Source organism: Stenotrophomonas sp. YJH_SMC_130, assembly GCF_059369035.1.
Window position 1 is genome coordinate 45,258 of the sequence record NZ_JCAFSH010000013.1, and the last position, 17,870, is coordinate 63,127.

General features: G+C 63.4%; 16 protein-coding genes. 6 read left to right on the forward strand and 10 right to left on the reverse strand.

The features are described 5' to 3' along the window. Positions 1-10: 10 nt before the first annotated feature. The 7 genes from AC5P5V_RS14175 to AC5P5V_RS14205 are packed head-to-tail and all read right to left on the reverse strand — an operon-like array spanning position 11 to position 8,716. Positions 11-286, reverse strand: a complete 276-nt coding sequence (locus AC5P5V_RS14175) for a hypothetical protein (RefSeq protein ID WP_019184735.1) — start codon at positions 284-286, stop codon at positions 11-13. After that, positions 283-3,474: an efflux RND transporter permease subunit gene (locus AC5P5V_RS14180; RefSeq protein WP_049402758.1), complete on the reverse strand. Its 3,192-nt coding sequence runs from the start codon at positions 3,472-3,474 to the stop codon at positions 283-285. The genes AC5P5V_RS14175 and AC5P5V_RS14180 overlap by 4 nt, the downstream gene beginning before the upstream one ends. Before the next feature lie 8 nt (positions 3,475-3,482). Beyond that, positions 3,483-4,433, reverse strand: coding sequence for an efflux RND transporter periplasmic adaptor subunit (locus AC5P5V_RS14185; RefSeq protein ID WP_134967680.1), 951 nt, complete (start codon positions 4,431-4,433; stop codon positions 3,483-3,485). Continuing rightward, a complete protein-coding gene (locus AC5P5V_RS14190; RefSeq protein WP_043033510.1) occupies positions 4,430-5,707 on the reverse strand; it encodes a TolC family protein in 1,278 nt (425 codons plus the stop codon). The genes AC5P5V_RS14185 and AC5P5V_RS14190 overlap by 4 nt, the downstream gene beginning before the upstream one ends. Before the next feature lie 55 nt (positions 5,708-5,762). After that, positions 5,763-6,119 carry a hypothetical protein gene (locus AC5P5V_RS14195; RefSeq protein ID WP_012480228.1) on the reverse strand — a complete coding sequence of 119 codons (357 nt, stop codon included), beginning with the start codon at positions 6,117-6,119 and terminating at the stop codon, positions 5,763-5,765. Further along, a complete protein-coding gene (locus AC5P5V_RS14200; RefSeq protein WP_005413376.1) occupies positions 6,116-6,733 on the reverse strand; it encodes a cation efflux transmembrane domain-containing protein in 618 nt (205 codons plus the stop codon). Before AC5P5V_RS14200 ends, AC5P5V_RS14195 begins: the two co-directional genes overlap by 4 nt. A gap of 24 nt (positions 6,734-6,757) precedes the next feature. After that, the gene (locus AC5P5V_RS14205; RefSeq protein WP_043033508.1) at positions 6,758-8,716 is read right to left on the reverse strand and encodes a cytochrome c/FTR1 family iron permease; all 1,959 of its coding nucleotides are present in this window, start codon (positions 8,714-8,716) and stop codon (positions 6,758-6,760) included. 90 nt (positions 8,717-8,806) lie between these two features. On the opposite strand from AC5P5V_RS14205, the gene AC5P5V_RS14210 reads away from it, so the two are divergent. From AC5P5V_RS14210 to AC5P5V_RS14220, 3 genes are read left to right on the forward strand one after another with little or no spacing between them, the layout of a single operon-like run. Next, positions 8,807-9,220 (forward strand): MerR family transcriptional regulator, encoded by a 414-nt coding sequence (locus tag AC5P5V_RS14210; protein ID WP_012480230.1) that lies wholly within the window; start codon positions 8,807-8,809, stop codon positions 9,218-9,220. Continuing rightward, a complete protein-coding gene (locus AC5P5V_RS14215) occupies positions 9,217-10,488 on the forward strand; it encodes a site-specific integrase (RefSeq protein WP_005413373.1) in 1,272 nt (423 codons plus the stop codon). Before AC5P5V_RS14210 ends, AC5P5V_RS14215 begins: the two co-directional genes overlap by 4 nt. A gap of 24 nt (positions 10,489-10,512) precedes the next feature. Further along, a complete protein-coding gene (locus AC5P5V_RS14220) occupies positions 10,513-13,506 on the forward strand; it encodes a Tn3 family transposase (RefSeq protein ID WP_043033507.1) in 2,994 nt (997 codons plus the stop codon). Between the two features lie 43 nt (positions 13,507-13,549). Here AC5P5V_RS14220 and AC5P5V_RS14225 read toward each other — a convergent pair whose 3' ends face one another. Then, on the reverse strand, positions 13,550-13,828 hold the full coding sequence (locus AC5P5V_RS14225; RefSeq protein WP_033835997.1) for a hypothetical protein: 279 nt from the start codon (positions 13,826-13,828) through the stop codon (positions 13,550-13,552). Between the two features lie 94 nt (positions 13,829-13,922). Between AC5P5V_RS14225 and AC5P5V_RS14230 the strand changes: the two genes are divergently transcribed. Both AC5P5V_RS14230 and AC5P5V_RS14235 read left to right on the forward strand, forming a co-directional pair. Next, positions 13,923-14,168, forward strand: a complete 246-nt coding sequence (locus AC5P5V_RS14230; RefSeq protein WP_043033505.1) for a helix-turn-helix domain-containing protein — start codon at positions 13,923-13,925, stop codon at positions 14,166-14,168. Between the two features lie 470 nt (positions 14,169-14,638). Further along, positions 14,639-15,013, forward strand: a complete 375-nt coding sequence (locus tag AC5P5V_RS14235; protein ID WP_080334755.1) for a helix-turn-helix domain-containing protein — start codon at positions 14,639-14,641, stop codon at positions 15,011-15,013. A 123-nt stretch (positions 15,014-15,136) separates the two neighbouring features. Here the strand turns inward: AC5P5V_RS14235 and AC5P5V_RS14240 are convergent, their stop codons facing one another. Next, complete coding sequence (locus AC5P5V_RS14240; protein WP_043033504.1) at positions 15,137-16,045, reverse strand: DMT family transporter; 909 nt, start codon at positions 16,043-16,045, stop codon at positions 15,137-15,139. Positions 16,046-16,142: 97 nt separating this feature from the next. Here AC5P5V_RS14240 and AC5P5V_RS14245 point away from each other — a divergent pair, with 97 nt between their 5' ends. Further along, positions 16,143-16,946 carry an AraC family transcriptional regulator gene (locus AC5P5V_RS14245; RefSeq protein WP_043033503.1) on the forward strand — a complete coding sequence of 268 codons (804 nt, stop codon included), beginning with the start codon at positions 16,143-16,145 and terminating at the stop codon, positions 16,944-16,946. On the opposite strand, the gene AC5P5V_RS14250 is transcribed toward AC5P5V_RS14245, so the two are convergent. After that, a complete protein-coding gene (locus tag AC5P5V_RS14250; RefSeq protein WP_033835999.1) occupies positions 16,906-17,814 on the reverse strand; it encodes a LysR family transcriptional regulator in 909 nt (302 codons plus the stop codon). The genes AC5P5V_RS14245 and AC5P5V_RS14250 overlap by 41 nt on opposite strands. Between the last annotated feature and the right edge of the window lie 56 nt (positions 17,815-17,870).

Sequence of the window (17,870 nt, forward strand, 5' to 3'; positions counted from 1 at the left end):
GGGGCTGCGATCACATCTTCTTTAACGGCGCCGCGGTGGGCGGCGGCGGTACCGGGCCCGGGTCGTTGAAACACAGCATGATCTGATCGATGCCGAATTGATCGGCCAGGACCTGGGCAATCACAGCATGCACCAGGTCCAGGTCGACCGAGGGCGCCGCGACCGTGATGGTGGCCGCGATCGCACGGCCATGCTCACCGGCGACCAGGCGCAGGTCGTCCACCGCTTTCACGCCCGGGTCGGTAAACATCGCCGCACGGACCTGTTCCAGGTTGAGCTCGTTCATGGGGACTCCAAAGCAGTGCTACCGGCGCGGGGAGCTCGGTCGCGATGCAGCCAACGATAGAGCACCGGCAGCACCAACAAGGTCAATGCGGTGGATGAGACGATGCCGCCGATGACGACAGTGGCCAGCGGCCGCTGCACTTCCGAGCCAGCACCGACATTCAAGGCCATGGGTAGGAAGCCCAGCGAGGCTACCAGGGCGGTCATCAACACCGGTCGCAGGCGTCCAAGGGCGCCGTCGCGCACAGCGTCGTCTAGCGGATCGCCCTGTTCGCGCAGACGGCGGATGAAGGCGATCATGACCAGCCCGTTGAGTACGGCCACGCCCGACAGCGCGATGAAGCCCACGCCGGCAGAGATCGACAACGGAATCCCGCGCAGAGCCAGTGCCAGCACACCGCCGGTCAGCGCCAGCGGCACGCCACTGAACACAATGGCCGCATCCTTGGCCGAGCCGAAGGCCATGAATAGCAGAGCGAAGATCAACGCCAGTGTCACCGGAACGACCACGCCCAGGCGTTGGGTGGCCGAGATCAGCTGCTCGAAGGTGCCGCCGTAATCGATCCAGTAGCCCTCTGGAAGCGCGACATCCTGGCCGATGCGTGTGCGCAACTCGCCGACGAACCCGCCCAGATCGCGCTCGCGCACGTTGGCGGTGATCACCACGCGGCGCTTGCCGTTCTCGCGGTTGATCTGATTGGGCCCGCGCTCTACCTGGATCTTCGCCACTTCCCGCAGCGGCACCGTGCGAGGCCCCCCATTGGCGCCGGCGGCCAGACGGCTGGACTCATCGACACTGGTGCTTGCCGGCAGCGGAATGGGCAGATCTGCCAGCACAGCGGGGTCTTGGCGCTGCGCTTCGGGCAGGCGCACGACCAGGTCGAAGCGGCGGTCGCCCTCGATCAACTGGCCGGCAACACTGCCCCCAATGGCGGTGGCCACCGTTTCCTGCACATCGCCCGGGTTCAGGCCATACCGTGCCAATGCCGCCGGATCTGGCGTGATGGTCAGCAGCGGCAGGCCGGAGACCTGCTCGGCCTTGACGTCTTCGGCGCCGGGGACGCTACGCATGACCCGCTCGACCCGGCTGGCCAGGCGCGTCAACTGGTCAAGGTTGTCGCCGTAGACCTTGACCGCCACGTCCGAACGGACGCCGGAGATCAACTCGTTGGTGCGCATCTGGATGGGCTGGGTGAACTCGTAGTTGCTGCCCGGGATTTCCTTGGCCGCCGCCTCCAGCTCTTCCACCAGCTCGGCCTTGGGCTTGCGCGGGTCGGGCCACTGGTCGCGGGGCTTGAGCATCAGGAAGGTGTCGGCCATCGACGGCGGCATAGGATCGGTGGCCACCTCGGCGGTGCCGATCTTTGAGAAGATGTTGGCCACCTCCGGGAACTGGGCCAGGCGCTTCTCCAGCGTTTCCTGCATGGCCACCGACTGCTCCAAGCTGGTGCCGGGAATACGCATGGGCTGCAAGGTGATGTCGCCCTCATCCAGGCTCGGCACGAACTCCGAACCCAAGCGGGTGGCCAGCACGCCACAGCCCACCACCAGCACGGCCGCGCCGGCCAGCACCACCACGCGCCGACGCAGGGCCCAATCCAGCAGCGGCGTATAACGGGCACGCGACCAGCGCATCAGGCGGTTGTCGTGCTCAGCCACACGGCCGCGCAGGAAGCTGGCGATCGCCGCCGGCACGAAGGTCAGCGACAACACCATGGCGCCGGTCAGGGCCAGCACCACCGTGATCGCCATCGGGTGGAACATTTTTCCTTCTACCCCGGACAGCGAGAAGATCGGCAGGTAGACCGCGGCGATGATGCCCAGGCCAAACAGGCTGGGACGGATCACCTCGGCGGTGGCCGAGGCGGTCAGGTCATAGCGCTCTTCATCGTTGAGCTGGCGGCCTAGCGCGTGCTGCGCCTCGCCGAACCGGCGCAGACAGTTCTCGATGATGATCACCGCCCCGTCCACGATCAGGCCGAAGTCCAGCGCGCCCAGGCTCATCAGGTTGCCCGACACGCCGCCACGCACCATGCCGATGATGGTGAACAGCATCGCCAACGGGATCACCGCCGCGGTGATCAACGAGGCGCGCACATTGCCCAGCAGCAGGAACAGCACCACCACCACCAGCAGCGCGCCCTCGATCAGGTTCTTGGACACCGTGCCGATGGTGCGATCCACCAGCGCGGTGCGGTCATAGACGGCCTTGGCATGGACGCCGGCAGGCAGGCTGGCGTTGGCGGCATCCAGCTTGGCCGCGGCCGCCTGGGAGACTTCCCGGCTGTTGGCGCCGAACAACATGAAGGCGGTACCGACCACGACCTCGTGGCCATTCTGGGTGGCCGCGCCCGTGCGCAGCTCCTTGCCTTCGCCCACGCTAGCGACGTCGCGCACCCGAATGGGCACGCCATCGCGCCGGTCCAGCACGATGTTGCCGATTGCCTCCAGATTGGCTAGCTGGCCCGGCACGCGCACCAGGAACTGCTGTCCGTTGCGCTCGATGTAGCCGGCGCCGATGTTCTGGTTGTTGCGCATGACCGCGGCGACCACGTCGTTCAACGTGAAGCCCAGCGCCACCAACTGAGCTGGATCGGGAGTGATGTGGATCTGCCGCTCGAAGCCGCCGATGGTGTTGACCTCGGTGACGCCGGGCGTGGTGCGCAGCTGCGGCCGGATCACCCAGTCCTGCAGGGTGCGCAGGTCCGTGGCCGTGTACGGGGTGCCGTCGGGCTTGCGAGCGTTGGGCTCGGCCTCCACGGTGTACATGAAGATCTCGCCCAACCCGGTGGAGATCGGCCCCATTTCCGGGTCCAACCCTTCGGGAAGCTGGGAGGCGATCTGCTGCAGGCGCTCGGCGACCTGCTGGCGGGCAAAGTACAGGTCGGTGCCGTCCTTGAAGACGACGGTGACCTGCGAAAGCCCGTAGCGCGACAGCGAGCGGCTGTAGTCCAGCTTGGGCAGACCGGCCATGGCCGTTTCGATGGCAAAGGTGACCCGTTGTTCGGCCTCCAGCGGCGAGTAACCCGGGGCCTGGGTGTTGATCTGGACCTGGACGTTGGTGATGTCGGGTGTGGCGTCAATGGAAAGGTGACGGTAGCTCCACACGCCCAGCGCAACCAGCGCAGCGGTGAGCACTAGCGTCAGCCAGCGATGGCGGATGGACAGCCCAATGAGGCGTTCGAGCATGGCGGGCCTCATTCTTCTTCCACGGTGGACTTTTCGATGTCGGCCTTGATCAGGAAGCTTTGGGCCACCACCACCTGTTCACCGGCCTTGAGGCCTTCCAGCACTTCGGCGCGTTCGGCGTCGCGGCGCCCCAGCTTCACCGGCCGGGTGTGGTAGGTTTCGCCCTGCTGCACGTAGACCACGTCCTGGTCTTCTGCGGTCTGCAGCGCCGTGATCGGCACCACCAACGCTGCCGATTGGCGATCCACGGTGACCCGCGCCTTGACCGCCGACCCCGGCCGCCACAGGCCATCGGTGTTGGCCACCGTGCCGCGCGCAATGGTGCTTTGGCTGGCGGTGGCGGTGCCGGGCAGGACGCGCTCCAAGGTGGTCTGTGCGGTGACGCCATCGCTCAAGCGGGTAACCGTCACCGGCACGCCAGCACCGATGTGCTGGGCGTCGGCGCCGAAGATGTGCAGGTCCACCCACAGCGTGGACAGGTCGGCGACCTCAAACAGCGGCGCGCCCTCAGCGGCGGCCATGCCTACGGCGGCCGCGCGCGCCATGACCACGCCACTGATCGGCGCGGTGACGGTATAGGTGGTCAGGCTCAGGTTGCTCTCTACCGTGGCCAGTGCCTGGCCGGCCCGTACCTGATCACCCACGCCCGCACGCACGGAGCGGACCGGTCCGGGGAAGCGTGCCGTGACCTGCGCGATGCGACCGTCAATCGGGGTCAACAGCCCTTGCACCTCATGCTCGTCAGCAATCTCACCGGGGCCTGCCGGTGCGACCTGGATACCCGCTGCCTGCGCAGCTTTGGCGGCAATCTTGGTTTCCAGCGGCGCTTCCTCGTGCTCGCCGTGCTCTTCGCCCTCAGCGGCGGCGCCGCCTTCGGACGCTTCGTTGGGGGCCGACGCGTTGCAGGCGGCCAGCATCATCAGGGCCATGCCCAGTGCGGTCCAAGAAAAGCGATTCATGGGGTCTCTCCGGTGGAAGCAGCCGCCGGCGGCGCGACAAGCGCTTGGCCGGTCAGGCGTTGAATTTCGATCAGGGCGCGCTGCGCATCGAGCGCCACGTCCAGCTGCTGCTGGGCCATGGCCGTGCGTTCGGACTGCAGCTGTGCCCATTCCAGGTAGCTGATCGCGCCGGCGCGATAGGCGCGCTCGGCGGCCTTCTCAGCCCGGGCCAACTTCGGCAGCACCTCGCCTTGCAGCCGTGCCACCTCGGCCTGCGCCACGGTGTAGCGACCATGGGCTTCGACCAGCGTGGAATACAGCGACAGGCCCTTGGCCTCGCGCTCGATCGTCAGAACCTCCAGCTCGGCTTCGCCGGCGCGGATCTCCGGCTGCGCGCGGCTGCGGCTGCCCAGTGGCATGGACAGGCTGGCCACCAGCGCGGTGTCGTCAGTCTCCTGCAGGCGGCGCACGCCCAGCTGCCACGACAAGTCCGGCGAGGCCGCCGAACGCGCCAGCTGCAGTCGTGCCTGCGCGATCCGGCGGGCATCGGCAAACTGCGCCAACTCGGGAGTGCGCTCCAATTCCTCGGCCAGCGACTGCATGGACGCGATCGCCGGCAGGGTCATGGGATCCGCCGCGGCCACCTCGAAGCTCGGAGCACGTTCGCCCCAGAGGGCAGCAAGGTGCTGCCGGGCGGCAATGCGCTGCTGCTCGGCCCGATCACGGGTCAACTCTGCTCTCGCCAGTGCTGCTTGTGCGGTGAGCATCACCGATTCGGGAGACGCGCCAGCCTGCAGGCGCTGCCGGGCAGCGGCGACGGTCCGCTGGCGCTGGCCGACATCCATGTTCGTCAGGCTGCGTTGCCGGTCGGCACCGACAACGGCCAAATAGCGCTGCGCCGTCTCGGCGAGCAGGTCCAGCCGCCTGGTCTCGCGCTGCACGGCCAGTGCATCAATCCGGCTTTGGGCCAAGGTGCGGCGGGCGTCGAGCTTGCCGCCGCGCTCCAGGACCGAGCTCAGGCTCAAGGTCAACTCCGCGCTGTCCAGGCCACGGGCCGCGCCCGTGCCCAGCGCATTTTCAACCTCCGCCCCCAACGTCCACGGTGGCCGCTGCACGGCCTGGTCGCGCTCGGCAGCGAGCACCGTGGCTCGCGCATCGACCAGGCGCAGCTCGGGGTGGGTTTGGGCCACGCGTGCAAACGCGTCGTCCAAGGTCATCAGCTCTTCTGCTGTCGCCGGCGTTGCCGCCGCGCTCAACAGTAGCCACGCGGCCAGGGCCGCCAATCGCACATGCATGAAGTACTCCAGAATTTTCGATAGCCAACAGGGATCCGGCGCACGCCGGCGCGCATCACCCTGCGATCGGCGGCCGGAACGGCGCGAGCAGGTGCTCATGCCGATATCTGTCCGCATGGGCTGTCGCCGACGGCCAATGCCGGCCGATATGAGCAATGGCCAACACTATTTCTGGAGCCGGCGCGGCCTGGCTACAGCACAGCACCAGCTGCTGTAGCCGGTGCAGCGCGGCGTCTACGCCACGCTCGGAAGCTGGTGATGCCACTGCCGGGTCATGGTCGGCCGCGGCCAGATGGGTTTGAGCATGGAGCTCGCCAACCACTGCCAGCACCGGCTGCGTCACAAGGCCCACGGCCAAGTGCGCCAGCAGCAGCCAGCGCAGGCCACAGCTCAGCCGGCCAAGCGCTGTCATGCAGGCGTTTTGCGCGCGTCGGCACGCGCCCGGCGAGCATCACCCAAGATCTCGAAAGCCTCCTTGATCACATACAGGCCGATCAGGGCGCCGATCACGAAATCCGGGTAGGGGCTGGCCAGCCACCACACCAACAGGCCGGCCAGAATCACCCCAACGTTGGCCACCACATCGGCGCGGGTAAACAGCCAGGTCGCTCGCAGATGCACTTCGCCAGACTTCAAGGGGGCGAGCATACGGAGCACCTTCAGGTTCACGGCCAGCGAGACCAGAGCGGTACCGATCATCCAACCGCTGACCGGCTCGGCGCCGTACATCACCCGGCGGCCGACTTCGACCAGCACGCCTACGCCCAGCACCAGCAGCACGCTGCCACTGACCCACGCGGCGTTGGCCTTGAAGCGCGCCGTGCGCCCGATAGCGACCAGGCCAATGGCATAGGCGGTGGCGTCAGACAGCATGTCCAGCGCGTCAGCCAGCAGCCCGGTGGAATGGGCAATCCAGCCGGCAATGCCGCCGATCACGGCCATCGCTGCATTCAGGACCAAGGCGATCCAGAGGATGCGTCGCTCCTCCTTGTTCTTGGCTTCGTGGTGGCACCCGCAATCACTCATGTCTTGGTCCTCTGCTGTGTTGTTTCATTGCTTGTTTGCGCCTGGCTGTCTACGCACACCGGAACGGGCATTGGCGAGGAACCCCACGATGGCGGCGGTGCCTACCAATACCTGCGCCAGCAGCGACTGCCAGGTGGGATACAGGCCGATCCACTCGATGCGCGGCAACGCGAGCGGTGTTTGAGAGATCCAGCCCGCTTCCTGCAACGCGGCCACGCCTTTACCGATCAGGATGACCGCCATCACCGCGATGAGAATCGAGCTGATCGAAAAGAACCGGCCAATCGGCAGCCGCCTGCTCATGCGCAGCATCCAGTACGCCACCGCAGCCAACACCGCGATTCCCGCCGCCAGGCCTGCGAGGATGGCGGTGGACGCCTGATCGCTCCACATCGCGATGTAGAACAAGATCGTCTCAAACACCTCGCGGTACACCGCGACAAAGGCCAGCATGAACAGGAAAACAGCCGAGCGCCGTGTCAGCGCAGTCGTCAGCTTGGCGTGCAGGTACTCCTGCCACCGCCCTGCAAGGCTCTTTTGGTGCATCCAGATGCCTACGCTGAGCAGGACAGCGGCAGCGAACAAGGCCGAGACGCCCTCAGTGACTTCCCGGTTCGCACCGCTGATATCAACAAAGTAAGTGGCCACCGCCCAGGTAGCTGCGCCTGCCAACAACGCGCAGATCCAACCCGCATGCACATACGGCAACACATCAGACCGCTCGGCTTTACGCAAGAACGCCACGATACCAATCACGATCAGCAGCGCTTCCAGTCCTTCGCGTACCAAGATGGTAAAGCTGCCTAGAAACGCGGTGCTGGCGCCTATTCGGGTGTCCTGCAGCGCCACGTCCGCGCGATCAAACAGCTGGGCAATTTGCGCTGCCTGCCCGGCAACGTCAGCCGCGGGCGCATGCTGATCCAGCTGCGCGCGGTAGCCAGCCATGGCCGTCTCGATCTCTCGCAGCAATGACGGATTGCGCGTGGCCAGCGTGGGTTCAAGCGGCTCTACACCATCCAGATAGGACGAGAGCGCAAGCTTTTTGGCTTGAGCCAGGTCCTCATCAGCGTAAGCGCGCTGGCTGGCGGCCAGTCGCTGCCGCGCCACCGCAAAGCGATCGGCTCCTGGTACCGCTTCGTTTACTACCTGTGGCTGCGAACGCAGGTAGGCGATGATCGCGTTTGCCTGATCGGCGGGCATCGTGGTGGCAAGATCGGCCTCTCGCGTGCGTGTCAGCGCTTCGAGCGAGGGAATGTGCGTATGGGCCTCGGCACTGGTGCGCCATAACGCCTCACCTTGAGCCTTGGCTTGCGAGGAGTACCCCAAGCTGCCCACATAGAATGCCAACGCCCAGCGATCACTTTCTGACAGCCCAGAGAAGCTGACCATGCCGGTACCCGGCACACCCTGGGAAATGACCTCGTACAACGACAGCGGCGTTCGCTGCGCGGCGCGAGTGGCATCGGTGAACGCGATCGGCGGCGGACTTAACGCTTGCGCGGCGGGGCCATCACCGTGACCTGTGGGGCCGTGACAGGCCGCGCACTGCTGGCTGTAGATGGACGCGGCCTGGGAGGTCTTCGGCGCGCTCGCCGGAACAGCGCCGATCGGGTAGCGGGCCAACAGCGTCGTGCCGAGCCCGCGCGCCAACGTTGCCACTTGCGCCGGGTCGGCCTTCTCTGCCACCGCCTGGACCAGGCGGTCGGCCTGGGCCGTCAGCTCCTGCTGGTTCTGGCCACTGGGCAATGCTGCCAGCTGACTGCGCACGGCGCCGGCAAACTCGCTCATTTCGGCGTATTCGTTGGGGGCAATTACGCGACCGGCCTGGACCGCGCCGGGGTAGTCGACCGCGATGTAATCGAGCATCTGCCAGGTTTGGCGCAGGTCTGCTGCGGCAGGCTCCGCCTGAGCAGAAGCGGGCAGAACCCAGCCGATCAGCAAGGCAATCAGGCAGTAGCGAATCAAGGCGATGGGCAGTGGCATGGTCGTCACATGCAGCGCCGCGGCCGGAGTGGCGGCGGATACGGGTTCAGCGTAAAGTCCGTAGCTACTACGGAGTCAAGCGTACTACGAATGAAAATCAGTGAGGCTGCCGACGCCAGCGGATGCCACTTGGAGACGATTCGCTATTACGAGCGGATCGGGTTGCTGCCGCGCCCGGGGCGCACGGGCAACGGCTACCGGGTCTATGGCCCGGCCGACATCGAGCGGCTGCGCTTCATTGCGCGTGGCCGGGACCTGGGCTTCAGCCTGGAGGAGGTCCGCAGCCTGCTGCAGCTGGCCGGCGATGAGGAGCTTTCGTGCGGGGACGTGGACCGGTTGGCCCGCAGCCATCTGGCCGACGTGCGCGCCCGCATGGCCGACCTGCAGCGCATGGCCAGCGAGCTGGAACGGGTGATTGCCAGTTGCCATGGCGGGCAGCGGGCGGAATGCACCATCCTGTCGACGCTGCGCCAGACGACCTCGGTGGAGGCCACGCGCCAGTGACCGAACTGGACCGCTACCTCGATGCGGCCACGCGCCAGAACACGGTGCGCAGCTATGCGTCGGCGCTGCGGCACTTCGAGGTTGAATGGCAAGGCCACCTCCCAGCGACACCTGACAGCGTGGCCCGGTACCTGGCCGCTTATGCGCAGACCTTGGCGACCAGCACCCTCCGCCAACGTCTGGCGGCCATCGCCTCTTGGCACCGCGACCACGGCTTTGTCGACCCGACCCGATCGCCGCTGGTGCGCAAGGTGCTCAAAGGCATCCAGACCCTGCACCCGGGCCAGGTCAAGCAAGCCGCGCCGCTCCAGATTCGGCGGCTGGTCGAGCTCGATGACTGGCTGGCCGCGGCGATCGCTGCGGCACATGCCCGGGGCGATGGGCCGGCGGCGCTGCGCCATCAACGAGACCGAGCGCTGGTGCTGCTCGGGTTCTGGCGGGGATTCCGTGGCGATGAACTGCTGCGTCTGGACGTGGCCCATCTCACGCTGGTGCCGGGACAGGGGATGACCTGCTTCTTGCCACGCAGCAAGGGTGATCGCCAAGCAGCCGGCGTCACCTACAAGGTGCCGGCGCTGTCGCGGTTATGTCCGGTGGAGGCGACCCAGGCGTGGCTGCAGGCGGCCGACCTGCAAGAAGGGCCGGTGTTTCGGGCAGTCAACCAATGGGGCCAGGTGAGCGCCGAAGGCCTGCATCCCAACAGCTTGGTGCGCCTGCTGCGCGAGTTGCTGACCAGTGCAGGCTTTGCCGATGCGGGGCTCCACAGCAGCCATTCGTTGCGCCGCGGCTTTGCCAGCTGGGCCAACGACCAAGGCTGGGACATGAAGGCCTTGATGGAGTACGTGGGCTGGCGCGATGTGCAGTCGGCCATGCGTTACCTGGACGGGCGTGACCCGTTTGCCCGGGACCGCATTGAAGCAAGCCTGCCCAGTCCAACCGTGCCGGTACCGGCGATGGCACTGCCGGCGCCGGAGGGCAAATCGGCCCTGCAGCTGCGCCTGCGCATGGTGCTGACCCCGTTTGCCCGCACGGGCCGCGGCGCGGCCAAGGCCCGAGGCCGAATTGAAGAGATCTGCTTGGCCCCGTTCCAGGCTGTGCGCCTGAACACCGCCAGCAGCGAGTACCAGTTGACTGCTCCCACCGATCCCGAAAGGGATCTGGATGAAATCCTGGCCACGTTGCTCGATGACATGCACCGCATGGCCGATACGCACCAGTGCTTCCTGGAAGCGTCGCTCAGTACAGACGACGGCCGGCACTGGGACTGATCCCCCTCACACCCTCCGGATCCAATGGCTACCCTTCACGAGACCGCCTACCCGCGACTGAAGCCTGATCCCACCGCCAAGGAACTGGAGGAGATCTATACCCCGACCGCCGCTGAGATTGCATTCGCCAAGCAGCTGACCACCCAGCCGGGTCCGCAGCTGGCGGTACTGATTCATCTCAAGCTCTTCCAACGCTTGGGCTACTTCACGCTGTTGGCCGACGTACCCGAGCGGATCCGGAAGCACATCGCCAAGGCCGCCCGACTCGGGCGCGTATTGGACACCGACCAGCTCGAACGCTACGACGCTTCCGGCAGCCAGCGCCGGCATATGCCGCAGCTTCGGCAATTCATCGGGGTACGTCCCCTGGATAAATCGGGCTTGGCTTGGCTGGACACAGTGGCCACCGGAGCAGCCCAGACCAAGCACACCATCCCGGACATCGTGAACGTCCTGCTCGAAGAGCTGGTGCACCATCGCTACGAACTGCCCGGTTTCCGCACTCTGGAGCTGGCCGCCATCGGCGCCCGTGAGCGGGTCAATCTGGGCTACTACCGCAGCATCAGCCACGCGCTGACGCCTGCCACGCGCACGCTCATCGACGAACTGCTGCGCGCACCGGAAGGGTCCAGGTTCACCGGCTGGCAATCACTCAAGCGCGAGCCCGGCCGGCCCACCAACAAGGAAGTTCGGTTCTACCTGCAGCACATCCGCATGCTGCAGCAGTTGGCCGACCAGCTGCCTCCCATCGATGTGCCGGTGCCCAAGCTCAAGCAGTTCCGTGCAATGGCTCGGGCCTATGACGCCAGCGAGCTGGCCGAACTGGCTCCGGACAAGCGCTATGCGCTGGCCACCATCTTCATTCGCGCCCAGCATGCCAAGACACTGGATGATGCAGCCGAGTTGTTCATCAAGCAGGTGCGCGGGCTGGAGAACACGGCCCAGCAGAAATTGCTGGCCTACCAGCTCGAACATGCCAAACGGGCCGACTTCCTCATCGGCCAGCTCAAGGAAATCCTGCAGGCCTATCAGCTAGACGGCAGCGATAGTCAGCGCGTGGATGCCATCGACAACAGCCTGGAAGCGGAAGTGTCGACCTTGCTGGCCGAATGCGAAGAACATATGGCCTACGCCGGGAAGAACTACCTGCCTTTCATGCTGCAGCCCTATGGCGCGGTCAGGCCGCTGCTGTTCAATGGGCTGGAGCTGATGAAACTTCGGGCGACCAGCCACGACGCCGGCATGGAGCCGCTGATCGCAGCGGTGCTCTCGCTGCGCAACCAGCGCCGTGAGCTGATCGAGGTCGCCTCCCTCGGTTTGGACCCGGAAAAGGACTTTGACTGGATGTCCAAGCTCTGGTGTCAGCACGTGTTCGGCAAGCGGGCCAGTGCAGCCGGCGCCGGCTGGATGCACCGTAAGTACTTCGAGCTGGCCGTGCTGGTGCAGGTCAAGGACGAACTGAAGTCCGGAGATCTCTTCATTCCCAGCAGCGAACGGTTTGATGACTACCGTGAGCAGCTGGTCGATGAAGCCACCTTGGCCCAGGAACTGGAAGCCTACGGCCAGGTGTCAGGCCTGCCCACCGACGCCGAGTCTTTCGTGGCGGGATTACGTGCACAACTGACCTCCCTGGCCGATGAGGTCGACGCGCGTTTCCCGGAGAACGTACATGCGGACATCCTGGATGGGCGCCTGGTGCTGCGGAAGGGGCAACGCGCCGAAGTCTCCAGCGCGATTACCACGGTGGATCGCCTCATCGCCGAACGGCTTCCAGAATCCAGCATCGTCGATGTCCTGATCGATGCCAGCCAATGGCTGGATCTGCACCGTTTCTTCCGCCCGATCGCCGGCACCGAGAGCCAGGTCGAAGATCTGCCCCGACGTGTGATCACCACGCTATTCTGCTATGGCTGCAACCTGGGGCCGACGCAGACGGCGCGGTCGATCAAGGGCTTCAGCCGGCGCCAAGTCGCTTGGCTCAACCTGAAATACGTGACCGAGGATGTGCTTGAGAAGGCCATCGTGGAGGTCATCAATACCTACAACAGATTCGACCTGCCTGGCTATTGGGGCAGCGGCAAGAGCGCATCAGCTGATGGCACGAAGTGGAGCGTCTACGAGGACAACCTGCTGTCGGAGTATCACATCCGCTACGGCGGCTACGGTGGCATCGGCTACTGCCACGTGTCCGACAAATACGTAGCGCCGTTCAGCCACTTCATTCCCTGTGGCGTGCACGAGGGCATCTACATCCTCGACGGTCTGTTGGCCAACACTTCCGACATCCAGCCTGAGATCGTCCATGGCGACACGCAGGCCCAAAGCTATCCGGTCTTCGGCCTGGCCCACATGCTGGGCATCCAGCTGATGCCCCGGATCCGGAACATCAAGGACCTGACATTCTTTCGGCCCGAACCGGGTAGGGCTTATAAGAACATCCAGGCACTGTTCGGGGACAGCATCGACTGGCAACTGATCGCCACCCATCTCCACGACATGCTGCGGGTGGTGATCTCAATCCGATTGGGCAAGATCACCGCGTCCTCGATCCTGCGCCGGCTGGGCACCTACAGCCGGAAGAACAAGCTGTACTTCGCCTTCCGGGAACTTGGCAAGGCCGTTCGAACGCTGTTCTTGCTGCGCTACATTGATGACAATGAGATCCGCAAAACGATCCATGCTGCCACCAACAAGAGCGAGGAATACAACGGCTTCGTGAAATGGGTGTTCTTTGGCAGCCAGGGGATCATTGCTGAGAACGTCCAACACGAGCAGCGCAAGATCATCAAGTACAGCCAGCTGGTGGCCAACATGATCATCCTCCACAACGTGGAAGGCATGAGCCGGACCTTGGCCGAGATGAGGAAGGAGGGGATTGAACTGACGCCCGAGATCCTGGCCGGCCTGTCGCCTTATCGGACCAGCCACATCAATCGCTTCGGCGACTACCACCTGGATCTTGAAAGGGAAGTGGCGCCGCTGAGCTACACAGCCAAGGTGCTTGAACAGACCCCATAGATGGGGAGAACCTGATCGAGAGACGAGCAATCAACTTTGAAATTCAGTCGCTTAGGCAGCTTTTGGCCCTGTACGTAATGATTCCCTGCCGACCCTCTTCAAGGTTCATCCCAGCGACTGCCCAGTTGAAGGCCGCTCTTTCGTGGGCATTGAGTTCCGCGTCGATAGCGTCAATTGACTGCCGGTATTGCTGCTGGGTTCCATTCGTAACCATCTTCTTGTCTGTCGGACCGCTGCAGGCAGCTAGCAGTGCTGATGCTGCCAGGATCAGTGTTGCTCTGCTTCTGGCCGCGGTGATGAAGCGGTATGGCTGTTCGCTCATGCGTCCCCCTGTCAATGAAGAAGACAGAATATCTGGTTTTTAGATATCGGAGAACTGGATATAGCTTTCTAGGCCGCTCAGCCAAGGCGCGGTCGTGTCGAAGTCCATCCATCGAAAAGAGTACGCTGCCCTCATTGAGGCTGTTCGCGAGGCGCGGCTAGCTGCCGGTCTGACCCAGGCCCAGGTGTCCAGCATGCTGGGCCGCAGCCAGTCATTCATCAGCGACGTCGAAACAGGCAAGAGAAGGGTTGATGTGGTGGAGCTGAGAGATATCGCCCGCCTGACAGGCCTTTCGCTGGGCAAGTTGATCACAAACTTTGAGAAGCGAATCAAAGACTAAAGCCCCTTAGGGTGTAGCGGTAGGTTCGCGCTTCTTGCCGGCCGGTCGGGACCAGGCGCACACGCCAGTGACAGACGGCCAACCGGATGGAAGGGGCACGCCCTGCCGGAAATCCGTGACGTAGATCGGCCTCGGCGTGCCGGGTCGAAACTTTAGGCTGTTTTGTGGAACCGTGGGGTCTGAACCCTCGTGTAGATCCGGGTGAAGCGACGTCTTTACAGTTGTTGATGTGAAGACATTTCTCCGGCCCACTCCACAGCAGCTCCACAGGTCGCTAAAGCGAACCCCTAAATGCCTCCGATGGGCTTGTCGCGGGGCCTATACCCTTTCGGCGCGACTGTCTGACGTGGAGGATTGCGCCCTACACAAGCTTCGAGACGCAAAGGCTATCGCTTGGCGGCGGCAGCGCAAGATGCGCAGCTGGGCCGCGAAGCATCCCCGGTTCCTACTGTTAGCCTTTCCGCTTTGGGGTGATCCCCGGTCATTCGCTGAGTTACCGGAACAGAAGCTTTGGCCGCGCATTCTTGGCGTTTTCGCGCTTGTTAGCCCCCATCATCGATGCGCTACAAGCCGATCCAGGAAGTGGCCAGTCACTAGTTCAATGGGCAGAAGTTGCTGGCGTATCCTCTCGGACTCCTGCAAGACGCTGGGTTGCCGCTACTGGCCTGGGATGTTGTGAGTGGCGCCAGAGGCTGAAGCTTGCTGCGTCCCTCCCTCTCCTCCAGAGCGACTGCAAAGTTGGTGATGTTGCCAAGCGGCTGGGCTATAGCGGCCCCTCCCCTTTTATTGCAATGTTTCGCCGACTAACCGGCATGTGCCCAACTCAGCTGAAGAGCGCTGTCTAGATGCAACTTCACCTTGAGGAGAGGGCCCTTTGAACCTGGCTAGCCGAAGAAGCGTTCCCCGAACAAGGAGAACGGGCCTCAAGCGGCCCGTTTTCATTTGAACTGCAGCTATGCAATTGTCTTTCAGCGCTTGGTCGAGGTGTCATCCACGACCATGACCTCGTCAGGCTTCTTGCGAGCTGCGTACTCCGCCAGTACCACACCAAATACTGCCATCAAACCGCCACCCACGACCCAGGTGCTCAGAGACTCTTTGAGGACCACCACCGCAAGCAATGCAGTGACGATCGGGACGAGATTGAAGAACCCGGCCACGCGAGCAGAGCCCAGCCGATGCAGGCCGGTCATCCATGCCAACGGTGCCATGATCGAAGCGCCGATTGCTGCGAATGCAATGCAGCCGATGGCTGCGCCACCCTGGACGCCAGTGCCTGCGACAAGGAAAAGAGGTAGCAGCAGGATCGTTGCAGACATGGCTTGAAGAAACAGGGATTCGATCAGCGTTACGGGAATGCGCCACTTGTGCATCAGCAAATTGTAGGTGGCAAAAGCCAAAGCGCCCAGCAGCATCAGGGCGTCACCTTTGTTGATTCCATGGGAAACCAAGGCTTCAAAGTCACCATGGGACACTACCGCTATCACCCCAACCAAGGAGATGATCGAACCAATCACTGCGCCACCGCGGACTGCGTGACCCATGAAGATGCGCGACAAGGCAAGAGCGATCAACGGGATGAGTGCCTGGATAACGCCCATGTTGGTCGCAGAAGTGAAATGTGCGGCGTAGTACGCCAGGCATTGGAACATGACACCGCCCAAAGCACCGAGCACGAGGAAGCGTGCCCAATTGGCTTTCAGGACCGCTAGGTTCGACTTCAGGCGCGGCAGGGCGAATGGGAGCAAGATGATGGCCGCAGCAAGCCATCGCCAGAAGCTAATATCGACCGGGCCGACGGTCCCTGCAGCGAGCTTTGTAACGATGGTGTTGGCGCCCCAGAGAAGGCAGGCCAGGAGGGGGAGCAGGTAGTACATGGCATCCTCAGATACTGGATATCAACAGCCAGTAGCGTAGACTTGGCGGAATTTCGTTACATCCATAATTTGCGCCAATCTTCATCTTGAATGCGACATGGCAATGGACCCCGTCCCCTCGTTCAGCTCCATCCCTGGAGACATCTACGTTCGGCAAGGGACTTTGCCTCCCTCCGACTGGGATGCTCGTGTGCATCCGTGGGGGCAGTTCAACTATGTTGCGCAGGGTGTCATGGAGTTACAGGTAGGCGAGGACTGGATGGTGTCCCCTACCCACTATGCGATATGGATTCCGCCTGGTGTTCACCACTCATCCCGAAACCGTGGTGCGGTTGCTTATCGATCCGCATACCTTTCGGTCGGCGCGTCGGCGCAGATGCCCAGCATTCCGACTGCGTTAGCGGTTAGCTCGTTGCTTAGGGAGATCTTGGACGAACTGGCCCGTCGTGACATCGGCGAGGCCGTTAAGCCAGAAGACCGGCGACTCTCCGCGGTCGCCCTTGACCTGATTCTGGCCGCGCCGGTGATGTCGAGCTTCCTGCCGCTGGCCAGCGGTGACGTGCTAAAGCGGATTCTGAGCTATGCCGAGACCTCCCTTCAGGACTCTCCGTCGGCACTTGAGGTCGCAGAGCGCCACCACATTAGTGTTCGATCACTTGAGCGCTTGGCAAAGCGCGAGCTAGGGATGGGGTTCGGAGAGTGGCGCAGTCGGCTTCGTTTTCTGAGGGCAATTGATGCCTTGGGTTCAGACCGATCAATTACGCAGATTGCAGACGATCTGGGCTATGCAAACTCAACGTCTTTCAGTGAGATGTTCAAGCGACACTCTGGCCGGACCCCAGACCAGTATAGAAGGGGCCTCAGTCCGCTCCAGCGAGAGGTGGAGCCCTCCTCCCGCTGAATCGAGGCAGGCCTCGAAGCTGTTGGGTCAACCATTTAGCTGGCCCAGACAGTGGCCATTCGGATCGATGGATCATCCAGAGGGTGTCAACCACCGGAGATCCACAGTCAACCACCTCAATTGCGTCTTGCCGAGCGAAGGATTCACGGGCGTGTCGCGGAATGACAGTGAATCCCAGCCCGAGCGATACCGGCTCAAGGATGAGCGCAACCTGATTGGTGAAGCCGTGTATAGGAAGCGCGCGTACGCCTGGATTTCCTGGGAACTTGCGGGCGAGAAGGCGGGTGGCCATAGCCTGGCCATCTGGATGATCAACGAAACCCAACTTTTGAAGATCCGCCCAGCTGTCCGCGCAGGCACCTCTCGGAACTACCAGCTCAAGCGCCTCCTCGGTGAAGGGCTCAGCCCGCAGCCGAGGGTCATCCGGCCGAAGTGCAAGTAGACCCACCTCGTACTTCTTCTCCAGTACCGCCGATAGGATTTCTGGGTCCGGCGAGAAGCGATGACGAATGATCAAGCCGGGATGGGTGCGCTGGAAGTCCAGCAACACCGGGTAAAGAGCAAGGCCAACACTCCCGGGGGTTATCAGCGCAAACTCCCCCTGATCGCTGTCCGCGCTCGCGAGCTTGGCTTGAAGCCGGCGATCGGCCGAATCCATCTCTTGGCAGTACTGCAATAGAGCCATTCCCGCCGGCGTCAGCTCAATAAATCGTGGTCTGCGCAGAAACAGGGCACCCAGCTGTTGCTCAAGATGACGTACATGCTGACTGACCGCAGCCTGGGTGAGCTGCAGCTGGCCTGCGGCCCTGGTAAAGCTCCCGACCTCTGCGATAGCCCGAAAGGATCGGAGCCAATGCTCATTCAGCATAAGAATATTTTATCAATCTGATAAAAATGGATCAGATCATGGTTGAGTTGCAGGGT

What these genes read in the sequence shown, in the direction of transcription:
- AC5P5V_RS14175 (WP_019184735.1), bottom strand. Translation starts at nt 286, where the DNA reads ATGAACGAGCTCAACCTGGAACAGGTCCGTGCGGCGATGTTTACCGAC.
- AC5P5V_RS14180 (WP_049402758.1), bottom strand. Translation starts at nt 3,474, where the DNA reads ATGCTCGAACGCCTCATTGGGCTGTCCATCCGCCATCGCTGGCTGACG.
- AC5P5V_RS14185 (WP_134967680.1), bottom strand. Translation starts at nt 4,433, where the DNA reads ATGAATCGCTTTTCTTGGACCGCACTGGGCATGGCCCTGATGATGCTG.
- AC5P5V_RS14190 (WP_043033510.1), bottom strand. Translation starts at nt 5,707, where the DNA reads ATGCATGTGCGATTGGCGGCCCTGGCCGCGTGGCTACTGTTGAGCGCG.
- AC5P5V_RS14195 (WP_012480228.1), bottom strand. Translation starts at nt 6,119, where the DNA reads ATGACAGCGCTTGGCCGGCTGAGCTGTGGCCTGCGCTGGCTGCTGCTG.
- AC5P5V_RS14200 (WP_005413376.1), bottom strand. Translation starts at nt 6,733, where the DNA reads ATGAGTGATTGCGGGTGCCACCACGAAGCCAAGAACAAGGAGGAGCGA.
- AC5P5V_RS14205 (WP_043033508.1), bottom strand. Translation starts at nt 8,716, where the DNA reads ATGCCACTGCCCATCGCCTTGATTCGCTACTGCCTGATTGCCTTGCTG.
- AC5P5V_RS14210 (WP_012480230.1), top strand. Translation starts at nt 8,807, where the DNA reads ATGAAAATCAGTGAGGCTGCCGACGCCAGCGGATGCCACTTGGAGACG.
- AC5P5V_RS14220 (WP_043033507.1), top strand. Translation starts at nt 10,513, where the DNA reads ATGGCTACCCTTCACGAGACCGCCTACCCGCGACTGAAGCCTGATCCC.
- AC5P5V_RS14225 (WP_033835997.1), bottom strand. Translation starts at nt 13,828, where the DNA reads ATGAGCGAACAGCCATACCGCTTCATCACCGCGGCCAGAAGCAGAGCA.
- AC5P5V_RS14240 (WP_043033504.1), bottom strand. Translation starts at nt 16,045, where the DNA reads ATGTACTACCTGCTCCCCCTCCTGGCCTGCCTTCTCTGGGGCGCCAAC.
- AC5P5V_RS14245 (WP_043033503.1), top strand. Translation starts at nt 16,143, where the DNA reads ATGGCAATGGACCCCGTCCCCTCGTTCAGCTCCATCCCTGGAGACATC.
- AC5P5V_RS14250 (WP_033835999.1), bottom strand. Translation starts at nt 17,814, where the DNA reads ATGCTGAATGAGCATTGGCTCCGATCCTTTCGGGCTATCGCAGAGGTC.